Annotated in this window: 18 protein-coding genes; 10 read left to right on the forward strand and 8 right to left on the reverse strand. The window is 58.7% G+C overall.

The window, feature by feature from the left end; translation table 11 throughout:
- The first annotated feature begins 126 nt into the window (after positions 1–126).
- The 4 genes from NHU87_RS27730 (at position 127) to NHU87_RS27745 (ending at position 3,820) form a co-directional block, all read left to right on the forward strand.
- A complete protein-coding gene (locus NHU87_RS27730) occupies positions 127–741 on the forward strand; it encodes an RNA polymerase sigma factor (protein WP_253554817.1) in 615 nt (204 codons plus the stop codon).
- The gene (locus NHU87_RS27735; protein ID WP_253554820.1) at positions 735–971 is read left to right on the forward strand and encodes an anti-sigma factor family protein; all 237 of its coding nucleotides are present in this window, start codon (positions 735–737) and stop codon (positions 969–971) included. Before NHU87_RS27730 ends, NHU87_RS27735 begins: the two co-directional genes overlap by 7 nt.
- Before the next feature lie 231 nt (positions 972–1,202).
- Positions 1,203–2,546: an OprO/OprP family phosphate-selective porin gene (locus tag NHU87_RS27740; protein WP_253554825.1), complete on the forward strand. Its 1,344-nt coding sequence runs from the start codon at positions 1,203–1,205 to the stop codon at positions 2,544–2,546.
- Between the two features lie 149 nt (positions 2,547–2,695).
- On the forward strand, positions 2,696–3,820 hold the full coding sequence (locus NHU87_RS27745) for a GNAT family N-acetyltransferase (RefSeq protein WP_253554827.1): 1,125 nt from the start codon (positions 2,696–2,698) through the stop codon (positions 3,818–3,820).
- Here the strand turns inward: NHU87_RS27745 and aqpZ are convergent.
- From aqpZ to NHU87_RS27760, 3 genes are all read right to left on the reverse strand, one after another.
- Positions 3,817–4,557, reverse strand: a complete 741-nt coding sequence (aqpZ, locus tag NHU87_RS27750) for an aquaporin Z (protein ID WP_253554829.1) — start codon at positions 4,555–4,557, stop codon at positions 3,817–3,819. The two genes, NHU87_RS27745 and aqpZ, sit on opposite strands and share 4 nt — an antisense overlap.
- A 280-nt stretch (positions 4,558–4,837) precedes the next feature.
- On the reverse strand, positions 4,838–5,443 hold the full coding sequence (locus NHU87_RS27755; RefSeq protein ID WP_253554831.1) for a pyridoxamine 5'-phosphate oxidase family protein: 606 nt from the start codon (positions 5,441–5,443) through the stop codon (positions 4,838–4,840).
- Between the two features lie 17 nt (positions 5,444–5,460).
- Positions 5,461–5,946, reverse strand: a complete 486-nt coding sequence (locus NHU87_RS27760) for a GNAT family N-acetyltransferase (RefSeq protein WP_253554834.1) — start codon at positions 5,944–5,946, stop codon at positions 5,461–5,463.
- Positions 5,947–6,087: 141 nt separating this feature from the next.
- Here NHU87_RS27760 and NHU87_RS27765 point away from each other — a divergent pair, with 141 nt between their 5' ends.
- The 3 genes from NHU87_RS27765 (at position 6,088) to NHU87_RS27775 (ending at position 8,195) form a co-directional block, all read left to right on the forward strand.
- Positions 6,088–6,513: a YybH family protein gene (locus tag NHU87_RS27765; protein WP_253554836.1), complete on the forward strand. Its 426-nt coding sequence runs from the start codon at positions 6,088–6,090 to the stop codon at positions 6,511–6,513.
- A gap of 98 nt (positions 6,514–6,611) precedes the next feature.
- Positions 6,612–6,956, forward strand: coding sequence for a YciI family protein (locus tag NHU87_RS27770; protein ID WP_253554846.1), 345 nt, complete (start codon positions 6,612–6,614; stop codon positions 6,954–6,956).
- A gap of 3 nt (positions 6,957–6,959) precedes the next feature.
- A complete protein-coding gene (locus tag NHU87_RS27775) occupies positions 6,960–8,195 on the forward strand; it encodes an RNA polymerase sigma factor (protein ID WP_253554866.1) in 1,236 nt (411 codons plus the stop codon).
- 125 nt (positions 8,196–8,320) lie between these two features.
- Here NHU87_RS27775 and NHU87_RS27780 read toward each other — a convergent pair whose 3' ends face one another.
- On the reverse strand, positions 8,321–9,175 hold the full coding sequence (locus tag NHU87_RS27780) for a LysR family transcriptional regulator (protein WP_253554849.1): 855 nt from the start codon (positions 9,173–9,175) through the stop codon (positions 8,321–8,323).
- Positions 9,176–9,264: 89 nt separating this feature from the next.
- Here NHU87_RS27780 and NHU87_RS27785 point away from each other — a divergent pair, with 89 nt between their 5' ends.
- A complete protein-coding gene (locus NHU87_RS27785; protein ID WP_253554855.1) occupies positions 9,265–9,702 on the forward strand; it encodes a multidrug/biocide efflux PACE transporter in 438 nt (145 codons plus the stop codon).
- Between the two features lie 116 nt (positions 9,703–9,818).
- On the opposite strand, the gene NHU87_RS27790 is transcribed toward NHU87_RS27785, so the two are convergent.
- From NHU87_RS27790 to NHU87_RS27800, 3 genes are all read right to left on the reverse strand, one after another.
- Complete coding sequence (locus tag NHU87_RS27790) at positions 9,819–10,541, reverse strand: TylF/MycF/NovP-related O-methyltransferase (protein WP_007898747.1); 723 nt, start codon at positions 10,539–10,541, stop codon at positions 9,819–9,821.
- A complete protein-coding gene (locus NHU87_RS27795) occupies positions 10,538–11,404 on the reverse strand; it encodes a hypothetical protein (protein WP_007898748.1) in 867 nt (288 codons plus the stop codon). The genes NHU87_RS27790 and NHU87_RS27795 overlap by 4 nt, the downstream gene beginning before the upstream one ends.
- Before the next feature lie 250 nt (positions 11,405–11,654).
- Positions 11,655–12,677: a transporter gene (locus NHU87_RS27800; RefSeq protein WP_253554858.1), complete on the reverse strand. Its 1,023-nt coding sequence runs from the start codon at positions 12,675–12,677 to the stop codon at positions 11,655–11,657.
- A gap of 273 nt (positions 12,678–12,950) precedes the next feature.
- Here NHU87_RS27800 and NHU87_RS27805 point away from each other — a divergent pair, with 273 nt between their 5' ends.
- Together NHU87_RS27805 and NHU87_RS27810 are read left to right on the forward strand one after the other, a co-directional pair.
- A complete protein-coding gene (locus tag NHU87_RS27805) occupies positions 12,951–14,576 on the forward strand; it encodes a methyl-accepting chemotaxis protein (RefSeq protein ID WP_253554861.1) in 1,626 nt (541 codons plus the stop codon).
- Positions 14,577–14,793: 217 nt separating this feature from the next.
- Positions 14,794–15,171 (forward strand): hypothetical protein, encoded by a 378-nt coding sequence (locus NHU87_RS27810; protein ID WP_253554863.1) that lies wholly within the window; start codon positions 14,794–14,796, stop codon positions 15,169–15,171.
- Here NHU87_RS27810 and NHU87_RS27815 read toward each other — a convergent pair.
- Positions 15,158–16,354 (reverse strand): GAF domain-containing sensor histidine kinase, encoded by a 1,197-nt coding sequence (locus NHU87_RS27815; protein WP_253554868.1) that lies wholly within the window; start codon positions 16,352–16,354, stop codon positions 15,158–15,160. The genes NHU87_RS27810 and NHU87_RS27815 overlap by 14 nt on opposite strands.
- Positions 16,355–16,538: the final 184 nt, after the last annotated feature.

Here is a 16,538-nt window from a genome sequence, read left to right on the forward strand (position 1 = left end):
TTTCGTAGGAGCCAGGCTTGCCGGCGAAGGCGCTCTTAAGGACGCCTTCGCCGGCAAGCCTGGCTCCTACACTGGCGTTGGGGCAAGCCCTCGCCACAATATCGATGGGTCTGATACGAGGTTTGCATGGCTGCTGCTGACGACGCTCAACTGCTCGAACGCCTGCTGGCGGGTGAGCAGAGGGCTTTCAAGGAACTGGTCAGCACTTATCAAAGCGCCATGCGCGCAGTGGCCTATGCCATCGTAGGCAACCGACACGTCGACGAAGTGGTACAGGATGCCTGGCTGTCGGTGGTGCGCAATCTCGACGGGTTCGAGGGGCGTTCGAGCCTCAAGACCTGGCTGCTGACCATCACTGCCAACTCGGCCAAGAGCCGCTACAAGCAAAACCGCCGGGAAGTGCTGCTCGATGACCTGCCGTCGCCTCACGGCACGCTCGATGACGATCGTTTTTCATCGAGTGATGGTCACTGGCTGGTGGCGCCTTACGCCTGGCATCAGGACACGCCAGAAGCCCTGTTGACCGAAAACGAGCTTCGCGAATGTCTGGAGCATACGTTGCTCAGCCTGTCGGAACTGCAAAGCAGTGTTTTGCTGTTACGCGAGCGACAAGGGCTGGAGCTGGAGGAGATTTGTAATCTTCTGGAGATATCGCTCTCCAATGTTCGTGTGTTGCTGCACCGGGCACGATTGAAGGTCTTTGCGACCGTGGAGCATTTTGAGGAAACCGGCGAATGTTGACCTGTAAGGAACAAGTGGCGCGCTCCAGCGATTATCTCGATGGGCAGTTGAGTTTTCGTGAGCGGCTGATGGTGCGGCATCATTTGATGTTTTGCCCTAACTGCCGACGGTTCATTCGGCAGATGCGGTTGGTGCAGGCCACGCTGAAAGTGATGCCTGAGCCGCCTGTAACTGATCTGGATGCGCTGGCTGAACGGCTTGCCAAGGAACATCTGAAGAACAAGCCGTAGTTTTCCCGCCCGTAATACACCCTTCAGCCCCTCTAGCGTGTGGCTTGCATCTCCTCCCCTGTGGCTGCTTTTTTGTTATTTCGATTCGAAGTAAAAAAGTTCCCTTGTCATAAAATCTTTATCTATCAGCAACCCGGCTGAAATACACCGCCTCCAAGATTCCCTCCCAACACAAGCGGGCCAGAACCGCGTGTTTCCAAGCTACAGACCACCAATTAGGGGAACTCTTCGATGATCCGTAAGCACTTCGCCGGTTTTGCCGCCAGCGTATTGGCCATGGCAGTAACCGCCCAGGCTTTCGCTGGCACCGTCACCACTGACGGCGCCGATATCGTAGTCAAAACCAAGGGCGGCCTCGAAGTCGCCACCACCGATAAAGAATTCAGCTTCAAACTCGGCGGTCGCTTGCAGGCTGACTACAGCCAGTTCGATGGTATCTACACCAGAAACGGCGATACCGCCGACGCGGCCTACTTCCGTCGCGCGTTCCTTGAGCTGTCCGGTGTGCTGTACACGGATTGGGCTTACACCATCAGCTACGACTTCTCCCACAACACCGGTGATTCCGACAACGGTTACTTCGACGAAGCGTCGCTGGCCTATAACGGCTTCAAACCGGTCTCGATCAAAGTCGGTCGTTTCGACCCGGACTTCGGCCTGGAAAAAGCCACCAGTTCCAAGTGGGTTACCGCGCCAGAACGCAACATGGCGTACGACATGGTCGATTGGGCGAACGGCCACCAGAATGGCCTGGGTCTGCAAGCTTCCAGCACCTTCGCTGATTCGTTCTACGCGTCCGCCGGCGTGTTCAGCAAAGACACCGACGATACCGATGGCAACAGCGTTAAACAGGTCAACGGCCGCTTTGTCTTCGCCCCGATGCATGACGCCGGCAACGTGCTGCACTTCGGTGTGAACGTGGCGTCCCGTGACGTCTCCGACACAGCCTTCGATTCGCGTTATCGCACCCGCATGGGCATGCGTGGCGTCGAAACCCTCGGCGGCAACGATGCTGGCACCAACGGCAACCGTCCGGTGTTGGGCGGCAGTTCCACTTCGCCTGCCGGCTCCTATGACCGTGACGACGCTGTCGGCCTGGAAGCCGCATTCGCCATGGGCCCGGCCTCGATCCAGGGTGAATACATCGCCCGCAAAACCAAGGCCGATGACAGCAGCCGTGAAGACATCGAAGGTCGCGGTTTCTATGTTCAGGGTGCCTACACCCTCACCGGCGAATCCCGTGGCTATAAAGTTGGCAAGTTCGATGCGATCAAGCCAGCCAACAAGTCCATCGGTGCCTGGGAGCTGTTCTATCGTTACGACAGCCTGACTGTCGAAGACGACAACATCACCACCGCCAGCCTGACCCGCGATGTCGGCGATGCCGAAGCCAAAGTGCACACCCTGGGCGTCAACTGGTATGCCAACGAAGCGGTGAAAATCACTGGCGCCTACCTCAAGGCCAAGACCGATAACGTGACCAATGCCACGGCTGCCAGCGGCACGACGCCTGCGCGTCGCACTGGCGACGACGACGGTGATGGTTTTGTGGTCCGCGCGCAATACGTGTTCTAAACCGTAGTAACTGCAACAAGAGCTCTTTCTTCATCCGTTAAAGCTCCTCTCGTTTTAACCCCGCTTCGGCGGGGTTTTTTTATTTCGGGTCAGGCAATCAGATAAGCGATACTCGTCCCATCTGTAGAAAATGATGGTCGGGGATACTAATGCCACTGCAACGTCTGGAACGTCTGTCCGAAATCGCGCCGCACACCTGGGACGCGCTGGTGCCGGAAACTCAGCCGTTTCTGCGCCATGCTTTTCTGAGTGCACTGGAAGACAGCGGCAGCCTCGGCCCGCATTCCGGCTGGCAGCCCGAGCATCTGTTGCACATTGAAGGCGATCGCCTGATCGCTGCGCTGCCCAGTTACCGCAAATGGCATTCTTATGGCGAGTACGTGTTCGACCATGCCTGGGCCGAAGCCTGTGAGCGTGCCGGCATCGACTACTACCCCAAGCTGTTGACGGCGGTGCCGTTCAGCCCGGTCAGCGGGCCGCGATTGCTGACGGCGACCATCGAGGACGGTTTCGAACTCCTGCAGAGCCTGCCGGGTTACCTGGAGATCGAAGGACTCTCCAGCGCCCATATCAACTTCACCGATCCATTCACCGACGCGGCATTGGCCGAACAGCCAGGCTGGTTGCAGCGTATAGGCTGTCAGTACCATTGGCAGAATCGTGGTTATCGGGATTTTCAGGACTTCCTCGACGCCCTCAGTTCGCGCAAGCGCAAGCAAATGCGCAAGGAGCGTGAGCAAGTGGCGGGGCAGGGCATCTATTTCGAATGGCTGGAAGGACGGCAACTGGACCAGGCGCAGTGGGACTTTGTGTATGCCTGCTACGCCAATACCTACGCGGTGCGTCGGCAAGCGCCGTATCTGACGCGGGAATTTTTCAGTCTGCTGGCCGAGCGCATGCCGGAGTCGATCCGTGTAGTACTGGCCAAACAAGGCTCACGACCGGTGGCCATGGCCTTCAGTCTGGTTGGTGGCGACAGCTTTTATGGCCGTTACTGGGGTTGCCTCGCGGAGTTCGATCGCCTGCATTTCGAGACCTGTTTCTATCAGGGCATGGATTACGCGATTGCCAATGGTTTTCAGCGTTTTGACGCTGGCGCGCAGGGTGAGCACAAGTTGATCCGTGGATTCGAACCGGTGATCACCCACTCCTGGCATTACCTGCGCCATCCGGGCTTGAAGTCAGCGGTGAAAGACTTCCTCGAGCGTGAACGTATCGGGGTCTTGGGTTATGCAGAAGACGCAAAGACCGCGTTACCCTACCGACAAGGCTAATCCTCTCTTTGTGCTGCCGGTTCATCGGCGTAGGCTGGCGTTCTGTCTTCTTTACTCAACCAGCGATACATCACGCCACCGACGACCGCACCCAGTAATGGGGCCAGCCAGAACAGCCACAGTTGTTGAATCGCCCAACCGCCGACAATCAGCGCCGGGCCCGTACTGCGTGCCGGGTTGACCGAGGTGTTGGTGACCGGAATCGAAATCAGGTGGATCAGGGTCAGGGCCAGGCCGATGGCGATGGGCGCCAGCCCGGCCGGGGCGCGTTTATCGGTGGCGCCGAGGATGATCAGGATGAACATGGCGGTCATCACCAGTTCACTGACAAAACCCGCCGCCATCGAGTAGCCGCCGGGCGAGTGTTCGCCGTAGCCATTGGAGGCAAGGCCGCTGGCCAGTTCGAAGCCGGGTTTGCCGCTGGCGATGAAGTACAGCAGAGCCGCTGCGATGATCCCGCCAATCACTTGGGCGATGATATAGGCAGGCAATTCTTTGGCGGGGAATCGTCCACCGACCACCAGCCCGACCGAGACCGCAGGGTTGAGATGACAGCCCGAAATGTGGCCGATGGCGAAGGCCATCGTCAGCACCGTCAAACCGAATGCCAGGGACACCCCCAGCAATCCGATCCCCACATCTGGAAACGCGGCCGCCAGAACCGCACTGCCGCACCCTCCTAACACTAACCAGAACGTCCCCACCAATTCTGTAGCCGAGCGTTTGAACAAAGACATAGCGAATTTCCCTGCAGAGATAACACCGTAGTTGTGCATCCAGCAGATGGACTACAGAACCATCTCCAGTACCCTGGCTGAGTACAGCAGGGTTTTAATGAAATTCCAGTGACCATTAAAAACCGCCAGAGCCCGTGTTCAAAAGGGTTGTGGTAGTTCGCCGATCTAAGGTGGGAGCGGGCTTGCTCGCGAAAGGGCCATCACATTCAACATCAATGTTGGATGACAGACCGCTTTCGCGAGCAAGCCAGCTCCCACATTGAATGGTGGTGTCAGGTAATCAGTAGAGACTGTTGCGCACTCTCACCGGTGCTTCCCGGTCATACGCCTCGGCATCGAACTGCCCATCGTTCAGGCGCTTGTGAAACGCGCCGGCGGTCGGCAGGGCTGAGCGTTCGAGGTGTTTCTGCGGGTTCCACAAATCCGAGCGCACAATCGCTTTTGAACAGTGAAAATACGCCGCTTGCACCGTCACCAGCATCACCGTGCGTGCTGATTTGCCGTTGACTGCAAAACTCTCCAGCAACTCGGGCTCAGCGCTGATCTGCGCTGTGCCGTTGACCCGCAACGTCTCGCCAATTCCCGGGATGATGAACAGCAGCGATACCCGCGAATCGAGCACGACATTGCGCAGCGTGTCGATGCGGTTGTTGCCCGGTCGATCCGGGATCGCCAACGTGCGTTCATCGACGATCCGCACGAAACCCGGCGTATCGCCGCGTGGCGAGCCGTCCATGCCGTCGGGGCCGACCGAGCTGATAATCACCAGTGGCGAGGCGCGGACCATCGCCTGATAGTCCTCGTTCAGAAACGGGATCTGCTTGCGCACCGCGCGGTCATGGGGCAGTCCGTAGATCGCTTCCAGCGCTTCGATTGAATTCAACATCGTTCATCCCTCTACGATCAGAAAACCAGCCCCATGCGCCGTTCGTAACCGATCCGGCCTTTGTACGCTTCGCCGCTGTCGACATAGCCATGCTTGGCATACAGCGCGATGGCCGACTCATTGTCTGCATCCACCGACAACTCCAGCCCTTTGATTTCCGGCCAGGCCTGGCGCGCAACCTCGGGCAGGGCTTGCAGGCAGGCTTTGCCATAACCTTTGCCCTGGGCGCGGCGATCGACTTGCAGGGCGTGCAGGGTGGCGCTGTGTTCGTCGGCCCAAGCCGGCAGCACCGGCGGGCGCTTGAGCAGCAGGAAGGCCACCGGAACATCCTCCACTAGTAGCGCAAAGCCTTTAACGCCAGGGCCAGGCTTGGACAGCAAAGTGTGCAACGCCCCATGAATGTCGCCAGAGAACCTGATTTGTTCGGCGTGGATTTCGATCGCCTCGACCTGTTGACGCTGCAGGGCGTTCAGGTTTTCGTAAGGCACGAGTCGGGCTGTCACTGGAGTGTCCTTTTTCCAACGGAAATGAGCCTCGGATTCTAGCGAATTTACTCCAATGGATTATTTTTATTTCGGTTGTCGATTTGGCTTTTCGCCAGACGACTAAGGGTGTCTTCAACAAAAAAACCACGGAGAACCATCATGAATGCTCAGACACAAATCCATAACCTGATTGATACCTATCGCCAGGCAGTCATGGCCAAGGACGTGGAAAAGGTCATGGCCCTGTACGCCGATGACATCGTCTCCTTCGATGCCGTAAAAGCCCTGCAATTCAAGGGCAAGGCCGCCTACCGTGCGCATTGGCAGGAATGCATGGAAATGTGCCCTGGCCCGCATATTTTCGAGTTCCATGAGATCAACGTCGTACCCTCGCAGGAGATCGCTTTCGCTCATTGGCTGGCGCATTGCGGCGGCACCAATGAGAAGGGTGAAACCCAGGCCTGCTGGATGCGCGTTACCGCGTGCTACCGCCAGGAAGCGGGGCTATGGCAGATCGTCCACGAACACTGGTCGGCCCCCTTCGACATGACGAGCGGCGCGGCCCTGTTCGACCTGAAACCTTGATCGTCGGGCTGTTTATCGGAAAGCAGCGCCAAAGTACCCATCTGCAGCCATAGTTGATCAGTTCGATTAGGGCCGAGCCTTAAAGAATGGAGAGTCCCATGAAGTATTTATGCCTGGTCTACAGCAATGAGCACGAGTTGCACTCGCTGCCCGAAAGCCCCCACGACGCCGAGTGCATGGCCTATGCCGAGTCGATCCAGGGCAGCGGCCGGATGATCGCCGCCGAAGCGCTGGAGTCGGTGCAGACTGCGACCACCGTGCGCATGCGCAACGGCAAAATGTCGGTCACCGATGGCCCGTTCGCTGAAACCAAGGAGCAGTTGGCCGGCTTCTACCTGATCGATGCCAAGGACCTCAATGAAGCCATCCAGGTCGCCGGCAACATCCCGGCGGCCCGGGTCGGCAGCGTTGAAGTGCGTCCTGTGCGCCAGTTGAATCCCTGAGTGATGGCGGGCGCAGCGGTCAAGGCGCGAGTCGAGCAGGTTTACCGCGAAGACTCGCGGCGGATTCTGGCGACCTTGATCCGTCTGCTCGGCGATTTCGACCTCGCCGAAGAAGCGCTGCACGAGGCGTTCTTCGTCGCGGTCGAGCGCTGGCAGCGTGACGGTGTACCGGACAATCCGCGCACCTGGCTGGTGTCCACCGGACGCTTCAAGGCCATCGATGTATTGCGCCGGCGCGCGCGTTTTAACGCGTCTCGGCCGATGTTGATCGCTCAACTGGAAGAGCTGGAGCAGGCTGACTGGAGTGACGAAGACGTGGAAGACGATCGCTTGCGGCTGATCTTCACTTGTTGTCACCCGGCACTGGCAGCGGACGCTCAAGTGCCGTTGACCCTGCGCGAAGTCTGCGACCTGACCACGGAAGAAATCGCCCGGGCCTTCCTCTCGGCACCGGCCACCATCGCCCAGCGCATCGTGCGGGCCAAGGCCAAGATTCGTGACGCGAAAATCCCTTACCAAGTGCCCACCCTGACGGAATTGCCCGAGCGTCTCGACAGCGTGCTACGGGTGATTTACCTGGTGTTCAATGAAGGGTATTCGGCGTCTATCGGCAATGAATTGACTCGCGAAGACCTGACGCGTGAAGCGATTCGTCTCGGTCGGTTGCTGATGGAATTGCTCCCTGAACCGGAAGTGATGGGGCTGCTGGCGCTGATGCTGTTGCATGAGTCCCGGCGCCCGGCCAGGACTTCGCCCGACGGTGAGCTGATTGTGCTGGACGAGCAGGATCGCTCGTTGTGGGACGCCGAGCTGATTGTCGAAGGTTGCGCACTGGTGGAGCGGGCCCTGACGACGCGGCGTTTCGGGCCTTATTGCCTGCAAGCGGCGATTGCGGCGGTGCACGCCGAAGCGCCCACGGCGGCGGAGACGGACTGGCCGCAGATTGTTGGCCTGTATGACGTGCTGCTGCGGGCTGTGCCGTCACCGGTAATCGAACTCAACCGCGCGGCGGCACTGGCCAAGCGCGATGGCCCGTTGGCAGGGTTGACGTTGATTGAAGGGATTCTCGCGCGGGGCGAGTTGCTGGATTACCACTTGGCGCATTCGGCGCGGGCAGAGTTTTACCGGCAGTTGGGGAGGGTGGACGAGGCACGAGCGGCGTATGAGCGTGCGCTGGAATTGACACAGCAAGTGCCGGAACGGCGGTTTATCGAGGGGCGATTACGGGAGTTGAGATGATGTGATCTTGCAGGCCCCTTCGCGGGCAAGCCTCGCTCCTACAAGGGCCGGTTGATCCCAATCGGGTAATCGACACGAATCCTGTAGGAGCGAGGCTTGCCCGCGAAGGGGCCCACAAGATCACATCACTCCAACATCTTGCCAAGCAACCAACTCCCCGCCGGCCCCGGCGGATGCAGCCGCGACCACAACGCATCGACGTACACCGCTTTCGGCCAGCCGCGCATATTCAGCTCCACCAACGAGCCCGCCCCGAACCGCCCCACCAACCAGCGAGGCAACGGCGCCCAGCCGAATCCGCCCTGGGCCATTTCCAGCAGCATCAAATAGCTTGGCGCCGACCAGACACGCCCCTTCGCTCGGCTTTCATACGGATTGACGATCGTCGCCAGACGCAGCTCGCGATGCTGTTGCAGCACATCCTGATCGATGCCCTTGAGCTTCGCCAATGGGTGCGCATGGGACACGAACAGGGCGATTTCCGTCCGCTCGTCCACCGTCGAACTGACCAGGTCTGGCGGGTAGCTGTCTTGCATCTCGGCGAAGGCGACATGCGCTCGACCGCGTTGCACCAACGCCACCAGGTCATCGCATTCGGCGATCAGGCATTCAAGTTCCAGGTCTGGATAACGCTGCTCGAAAGCACTAAGAGCCGCTTCAAAACGGTTGGACTGATAGGTGTCGGAAATCGCCACGGTCAGCTTCGGTTCGACGCCTTGGGACAGTTGGCTAGCAGTCATTTCCAGACGGCTGGTGGCGGCCAGAATCTCCTCGGCCCGCTGCAACATGACATGCCCGGCCGGGGTCAGGCTCGGCTTGCGACTGCTGCGATCGAACAGGGCAAGATTGAGGTCGATTTCCAGGCTGGACACTGCGGCGCTGATGGTCGACTGACTGCGGCCGAGCTTGCGCGCCGCTGCGGAAAACGAGCCTTGAGTCGCCGCTTGAACAAACGCCAGCAGCACTTCGTGGGAAGCCATGAACTATCGCCTTGATCGATGGTTATTGGTTATTAAGTATCGGCGTGATGATAGATCATGGCAACCACAGTCACTCAGGGAGTCTGGCCATGAGCGCCAACAAATCCATCACTGAACGAATTTTTCAGGCCATCGGTTTCGAACTGCTGGCGATATTGATCTGTACCCCGCTGCTGGCCTGGATCATGGACAAACCCATGCTGGAAATGGGCGCGGTCACCATGGCCATTGCAGCCCTTGCCCTGGCCTGGAACGTGGTCTTCAACGGCCTGTTCGACCGGTTGCTCAAGCGCTTTGCCATTGTGCGTAACGCTTGGGTCCGCGTGGTGCATGCGCTGTTGTTCGAAGGCGGTCTGGTCGCGTTTGGCGTGCCGTTGATTGCCTGGTGGCTGAAGGTCAGCCTGTGGCAGGCGTTCCTGCTGGACATCGGCGTACTGCTGTTTTTCCTGCCGTACACCTATATCTATCACTGGGCGTATGACGTAGTGCGTGAGCGGCTGTTGGTGCGCAGAGTTTGTGAGGTTTAAAAGCCGCCTTTGTAGGAGCGAGGCTTGCCCGCGAAGACGGCACCGCGGTTTAGCCGAATGACCGCGTTATCGTTCTTCGCGGGCAAGCCTAGCTCCTACGGGTGGCGGGTTATGCGTTAGACGTGGAAGTAACCCACGCACGAATCGAACGGCAGGCGCTTGAGTTCGATCTTGTTCAGGTCGAGCACTTCGCGCAGGGCTTTGGTTTCGCCAGGGAAGTTGCGGTAAGCCACTTCGTCCAGTACCACGATCGCGCCTTTTGGCATGTACGGCAGGAAAGTTTCCAGAGCGACTTTGGTCGACTCGTACAGGTCGGTGTCGAGGATCAGCATCGCCACTACCAGGTCCGGACGGGTCTGGACCCACTCCGGCACGGTTTTGACGATGTCGCCTTTGACCAGCTCGCAGCGCGGGATACGGTTAACCGGGCGCAGCAGGTCGTTGGCGTCGATCATGTCCTGGATCAGCGACTGGTCGGTGTCGGAGAACATGGTCTCGTTGACGTCCGCCGGGTCTTCTTTCTTGTCGATGCTCTGGAAGCCTTCGAAGGTGTCGAAGCCGATAATCGAACGGTTGATCGCGTAGGGTTCCAGGATCATCGACAGGTGCATGTAAAGCATCAACGAGTTGCCTTTGTACACACCGCACTCAATGATCGCGCCCGGGATTTCGGCGACTTTCTTGAACAGCTCCATGCGCGACAGAGCAGCGGTCACACCGATACGGTTGGCGAAGACGAACGGCGCGTCGGCCACGTATTCGGCATCGACCCGTTTCAGGACGTTGGCACGGGTTTCGTTGTACTGGGCCTCGGCAGGCGTGATGCGACGCTTGGTCATTGGTCGATTCCTTGAAAATTCGAAAAGTCGTGGGCGTGGAAATAGTCTTTGAAACCGGCGCCCACGTCAGGGCAGGCGCTGTCGACGTTGATCGCGCCGCGCTTGTGCTTGAGGTCGTCGAGGTGCATCAGGCGGAAGTCCACGCTGAAGCGGGTTTGTTCGGTGTGATTGGCGACCGTGCCGTGCAGATGCGAGCCGGAGAAGATCAGCATCTCGCCGGTATTGCCGGCGATGCGCACTTCAGACGCGGTATTGATTGCCTCCAGCGGCACCGGGTGCACGCGGACTTCCTCTTTGAGGTTGTCCTTGGCCTTGTGCCGCTGATTGTTGATCCAGTCGTTGAGGCTCCATTCGCTGGAGGTGTTCTTCACCGGCACGTCGAAGTAGCCGGCGTTGATCATCATGGTCTGGTCGGGGCGAATGGTATGCACCGGCATCCAGGTGTTGATCTGGCAATCGACGCTGCCGTACCACGTGTCGCGATGAGGCTTGTAGGCGTAGCTGACACCGGCGTGCAGGTAGTCATAGTTCGGCACCACGCGAATGCGCGGCACGTCGAAAATGTACTCACGCGGATCGACACCGATCTCGTCGATAAAGGACAGGATCAGGTCCTTGGCGCGCTGGCTGTTGGTGAACTGGCCTTTGAGGCGCGTCACCAGTACCACGAATTCTTCCACCGGCATCAGCGTGTGCAGCGCCTGGTGATTGGTCTCGCCGTCGAAGGCGGCGGTGATGCTTTCCTGGGCGAACGCACATAGCTCTTTGGCGGCTCGCAGCTGAGTGTTCAGGAAGATGTCGCCGGCGTAGATGGCTTCTTTAAAGTCAGCTTTGTGCTGAAGCTGATTGATATACAGATTCACGATCCCACTCCTGAATGCATCGAGTCTCTTATGAGTCGGCCAGACGTTAGCAAACTGAAGTGCAATCCGGTGGGTGGTGGATCAATAGACGCGCAATCCCCTGAATTTGCGACGAAATGCGTGGCACGCACGAAAAAAACTGTAGGAGCGAGGCTTGCCCGCGAAGAACGATAACGCGGTCATTCAGTTAAAACGAGGCGTTCGCCGGCAAGCCTCGCTCCTACAGGGACGGTGGTGGTAGTGGTCGTGATCAATAATCCTGGCGCTTGCGAAACGCCCAGCGGCCGGCAATCAGGGTAAACGTCGCGACCAGCGCCACCAGAACCCAGAACCCCTCTGGATCATCGGCAAGCGGCACGCCGCCAACGTTCATGCCGAAGAAACCGGCGATGATGTTGATCGGCAGTGCCAGCACCGTGACCACGGTCAGGGTGAACAGCGTGCGGTTACTCTGTTCGTTGAGGTTGGCGGCGATTTCTTCCTGCAACAGCTTGATCCGTTCGCCGAGGGCCGTGAGGTCGTTGATGATCAGCGCAAACTCCTCGGTGGACTTGCGCAACTCCTTGACGTCCTCTTTCTGCAACCATTGCGGCGGACGATTGAGCAGGCGCAGCAACGAGCCTGGCTCCAGCGCCAGCAACCGTTGCAGGCGCACCAGCACCCGGCGGTTGGCGCCCAGTTCGGCGCGGTTGTTGGACAGGCGCGAAGACAGCAACTCATCTTCGATCTGATCGACACTGAGGCTGGTCTTGCGCACGATCTGCGTCAGCACTTCGCCCTGATCGCGCAGTAAATGCACCAGCAACTCCAGCGGCGAGCGAAAGCATTCTCCGGCCTTCACCGAAGAACGCAGCTTGTCCACCGAATGCAGCGGTTGCAGGCGTGCGCTGATGATCAGCCGGCTGCGGGCACAGACCCACAGCGTCGAGACATCCGAAGAGACCATGCTGCTGAGGTTGAACACCACGTCGTTGACCACCGCCAGCAACGCCGAATCGACATGCTCGATGCGCGTCGAACGGGAACCTTCGTGCAAGGCTTCAAAAAACTCGTCGGGTAATTCCAGATGGCTTTTCATCCAGCGCTCGCACGCGGCATGGGCCAGGTTCAGGTGCAGCCAGAGAAACTGCTCTTCGTCTTCCGGCTGATGCAGGTAGTGCAGCGCCTTGGCCGAATCAATCTCCCGGCCGCGCTCGCCGGGGCGAAAACTGAAACCGTAAAGCAGGCCGAACAGGTCGGAGTCGCGATGGCGCTGGTCGATGCTGTGGTTCATGAGGTCTCGCTGGAGGAGGCGCCTGTCGCGGGTTTCACAGGTTCACTTGAGCCTCATCATCGCAACGTAGCTTGAAGGTTTTGTGACAGTTGAGTGGCGCCGGAAAACCGCCTCCTACCGGTGGTCGGAAGCGCTCAAGAAAGGCTCTGGCCCGCCGATGTGGATGATGTCGATCTTCCGATTCTGGTCGTGAACCAGCGTCGCTGACAGGGATGTCCAGACATCTTGCACGCCACGTGGGCGTGCCTTATCCCTGTCATGAGATATCACTCGATGTTTTTGCAAAAATCCCTGAGAGCACAAATTCTCGCGCTGTTGAGCGGCAGCCTGTTGGCGATGTTGCTGATCGCTTTGGCCTGCTTTCACTTTCTGTCCAGCGGCGTTCAGAGCTACGCGAACCTGATCGAAGGTCCGTTGCACACGTCGCAATTGATCGATGAAGCCAACCTGCAATTCAAGGTGCAGGTTCAGGAATGGAAGAACGTGCTGCTGCGCGGCAAGGAACCTGCGAACCTGGACAAATACTGGAAGCAGTTCGAGGACCGCCAGCGCGACGTCCAAGGCATCCTCGGTGAACTGGCCGGGCAGAAGGGCATCGAGCCACAACTCAAGACCCGCATCGAACGCCTGCGTGAAGAACATCGTGCCTTGGGTGCGGCGTATCAGAAGGGGCGTGATGCCTACGTGGCGGCCGGTGCCGACCCAACGGCTGGCGACAACGCGGTCAAAGGCGTGGACCGTGCCGCCAGTGAGCAGATGAGTGAACTGGTCAGCGAACTGCGCAAGCAGGGCACCGAGCAATCGAAGCTGATTAGCGCCAGCGCCGATCAGACGGTATTGCTGGGGCTCGTGGTGATGCTGGTGTCGGGCCTGCTGATTGGCCTGTTGAGTCTGTGGCTGGTCAACCGCAACCTAGTGGAGCCGATCCGTAAACTGATCGACTACGTGGCGCAACTCAGTCAAGGGCGGTTCGCCGAGCGCGTGGCCAGTACCCGTCAGGACGAGTTGGGCAACCTGGCCAAAGCCGCCAATACCTTGCGCGATTTCCTCGCTGAAACCTTCAGCCGTTTGCAGCGCAGTGCGACGGATCTGGACAGCGCCAGCGGCGAGCTGAACTCGATTGCCGGCCTCATGGCCAGCGGCACCAACGAGCAGTTCAACCGCACCGATCAGGTGGCCACGGCGATGAACGAAATGTCCGCCACCGCGCAAGAAGTCGCGCGGCACGCAGCCGACGCGGCACGTGCGGCCGATGACGCCGACCAATCCGCCCAGCAGGGCGAAAAAGTCATGCAGGGCACCATTCACACCATCACCCAAATGCGCGGTGAAATCGCCAACACCGCCGCGGTCATCCGTCGTCTGGAAACCGACAGCGGGCGCATCGGTAAAGTGCTGGAAGTGATTCGCGGCATCGCCGAGCAAACCAACCTGCTGGCGCTCAACGCGGCAATCGAAGCGGCCCGTGCCGGTGAAGCCGGGCGTGGTTTTGCGGTGGTCGCCGATGAAGTGCGCAGCCTGGCCCAACGCACGGCGGCGTCGATCATCGAGATCAACCAGATCATTCAAACCGTGCAAACCGGTGCGGTGGACGCGGCCCAGGCCATCGAAAGCGGCCAGTCGCGCAGTGAAGAAAGTGTCGAACAAGTGACCCAGGCCGGCGCCATGCTCGAGCGCATCACCCATGCCGTGGAAGCCATTCGCGACATGAACCGCCAGATCGCCACCGCCGCCGAAGAGCAGACCTCGGTGGCCGAAGACATCTCGCGCAACCTCACCGAAATCACCAGCATCGCCAGCACCAACCTGGACAACGTGCAACGCACCGAAGCGGCGAGTCACAATCTGCATGGGTTGTCGGGGCAGCTGAATGAAGTGACGGCGCGGTTGAGCGCCTAGTGAAAGGGCTGTGGGTCAGTACTTCAGCCTGATCCCTAAGCATTGCAGCTTTATACCTCGTTAAAGTCGGTGTGCCGTTGATCGGATACTTGCGATCAAGGCCCCCGACTTCAGTGGTACCTGTAATTTCTGACAGTAGACAGGTTTTTTATCGTGACGTCTGATAGCCGCTCTGGTTGTGACTGAACTACACCAGCCCTATCATAAGGAGTTAGGCATGAAAGAAGATCTGCAGCCCATGGTAGTTGTCGGTGGTCAGGCGTTGACGGTATACAGTGACGAGTCCAGTCCGTTGTCTCCGAAGGTTATTATTCCGCAGCGAGGAAGTGCTGTCGAAAATGAGATCGCCAACGTATATGCAGGAGATGTACTGGTCGCCACCCACAAATACGGCTTTGGTGATTTCTTCCCATTACATATCCCGCTGAACAAAGAAGCGCTGACAAAAGTACCTGTAGGCGCACCAACCAAATACGAAATCGTGCATCTGGATGGAACGAAATCCCTCTCATCGACTTTTCGCATGACAGTTGTAGTGTTTGATAGCCAATCGTCTTTTTCTCATACCCCTACTGAGGCATCTAAGACGCAGTAAGCGCTTCTTTCTTCAATGCAAGTGTGAACGTGAAGTCGGTGCCATATGAGGGTTCTGACCTCACCTCCAGCTTCCCCCCATGGGACTGCGCAATCTGACTGGCAATGTACAACCCCAACCCGAGACCGGCCTGCGATGTTGTGCCGGTTGGTTTCGAGTAGGGCTGGAACAAGTGCGGTAGCGCATCCTCGGCAATCAGCCCCTGATTCTTCACGCTCAACACAAAGTGCCCATCCTTGATCTGCGCACTGACCTCGATCGGGCCATCGGGAGTTCCGTGGACAACGGCGTTCGCCACCAGGTTGGACAGCAATTGCGCCACCCGTTCGCGATCGCAATGAATGTTGCTCAGGTCGCCAATCGATGACTGAATGATGCGTTTAGGGTGAATGCTCTGTACCTCGAAAATCACGTGCCGCAACGCATCTCCCAGGTCTGGGCATGGTTCGATATTTACGGGGATGCCTCGGCCCAGTGAGCCTCGCGCGAAGTCCAGCACATCGTCCACCAGTTTGGTCGCCCGTCGAGCGCTGGTGAGGATGTGCCGGGCCCGTTGCTCATTCGCCGGGTCAGAGACTTTGCGCAGAAGCATTTCAGCGCCGGCGCTGATGGCGAACAAAGGGTTGCGCAGGTCATGGCCGAGCACGGCAATGAACTGTTCTCGCAGCTCAGTGGTTTTGCGTTCCTTGATCAGCGCCGCTTCGGTTCGTTGCAGGTTTTCTTCGGTCTCGATCTGCAGCGCCAGCATCCGGGCGAATGACTCCATGGTGCTCTGGATCGTACTGGCCTTGAGCGGCACAGGATTGGGATCAAGGGCGCAAAGGGTGCCGAAAAAACGCCCGTCTGTGCGCAATATCGGCACGGCAATGTAGCTTTCGAATTGATAGGTGCGGGGCGTGTGGTGATCGCGATAGAGCGGGTCTTCACTGGCCTTGTCGATCACCACCGAGTGATGGCCCTGGCGGACCTCGTTGCACAGCGTGGACACCAAATCCAGTTCATCGCCCACCTGCAAACCGAAACCCAGTCGATCGAGCACCGCGCAGGCAGTCCATGAGTCGTCGGTAACACGGGCCACCGCCGCGAACCGCAAGCCGGTCAATTCACTGATTACCTGAAGAATCGCCGGCACCGCGCTGATTCGGCCGATTGTGGCGATGTCTGCTGCCGCTGTTTGCCCCATATCCTTGGTTCTCTGCTTCAACATGCCAAATGGTTTTGAGGGATTCTAGCGGGCTTGCGCGAATTGTCGCGACTTCGTGCATCGCTTCAGCGAATGGCCTGATGCCTTGTCTAGTCCTGAAATAGGTTTACACCTGTTTCACCCTAACGCCCGATGCACCGCATCGGGTGTTTTGTATTTCAGG

Source organism: Pseudomonas mandelii, from assembly GCF_024138395.1.
Classification (GTDB): domain Bacteria; phylum Pseudomonadota; class Gammaproteobacteria; order Pseudomonadales; family Pseudomonadaceae; genus Aquipseudomonas; species Aquipseudomonas mandelii_E.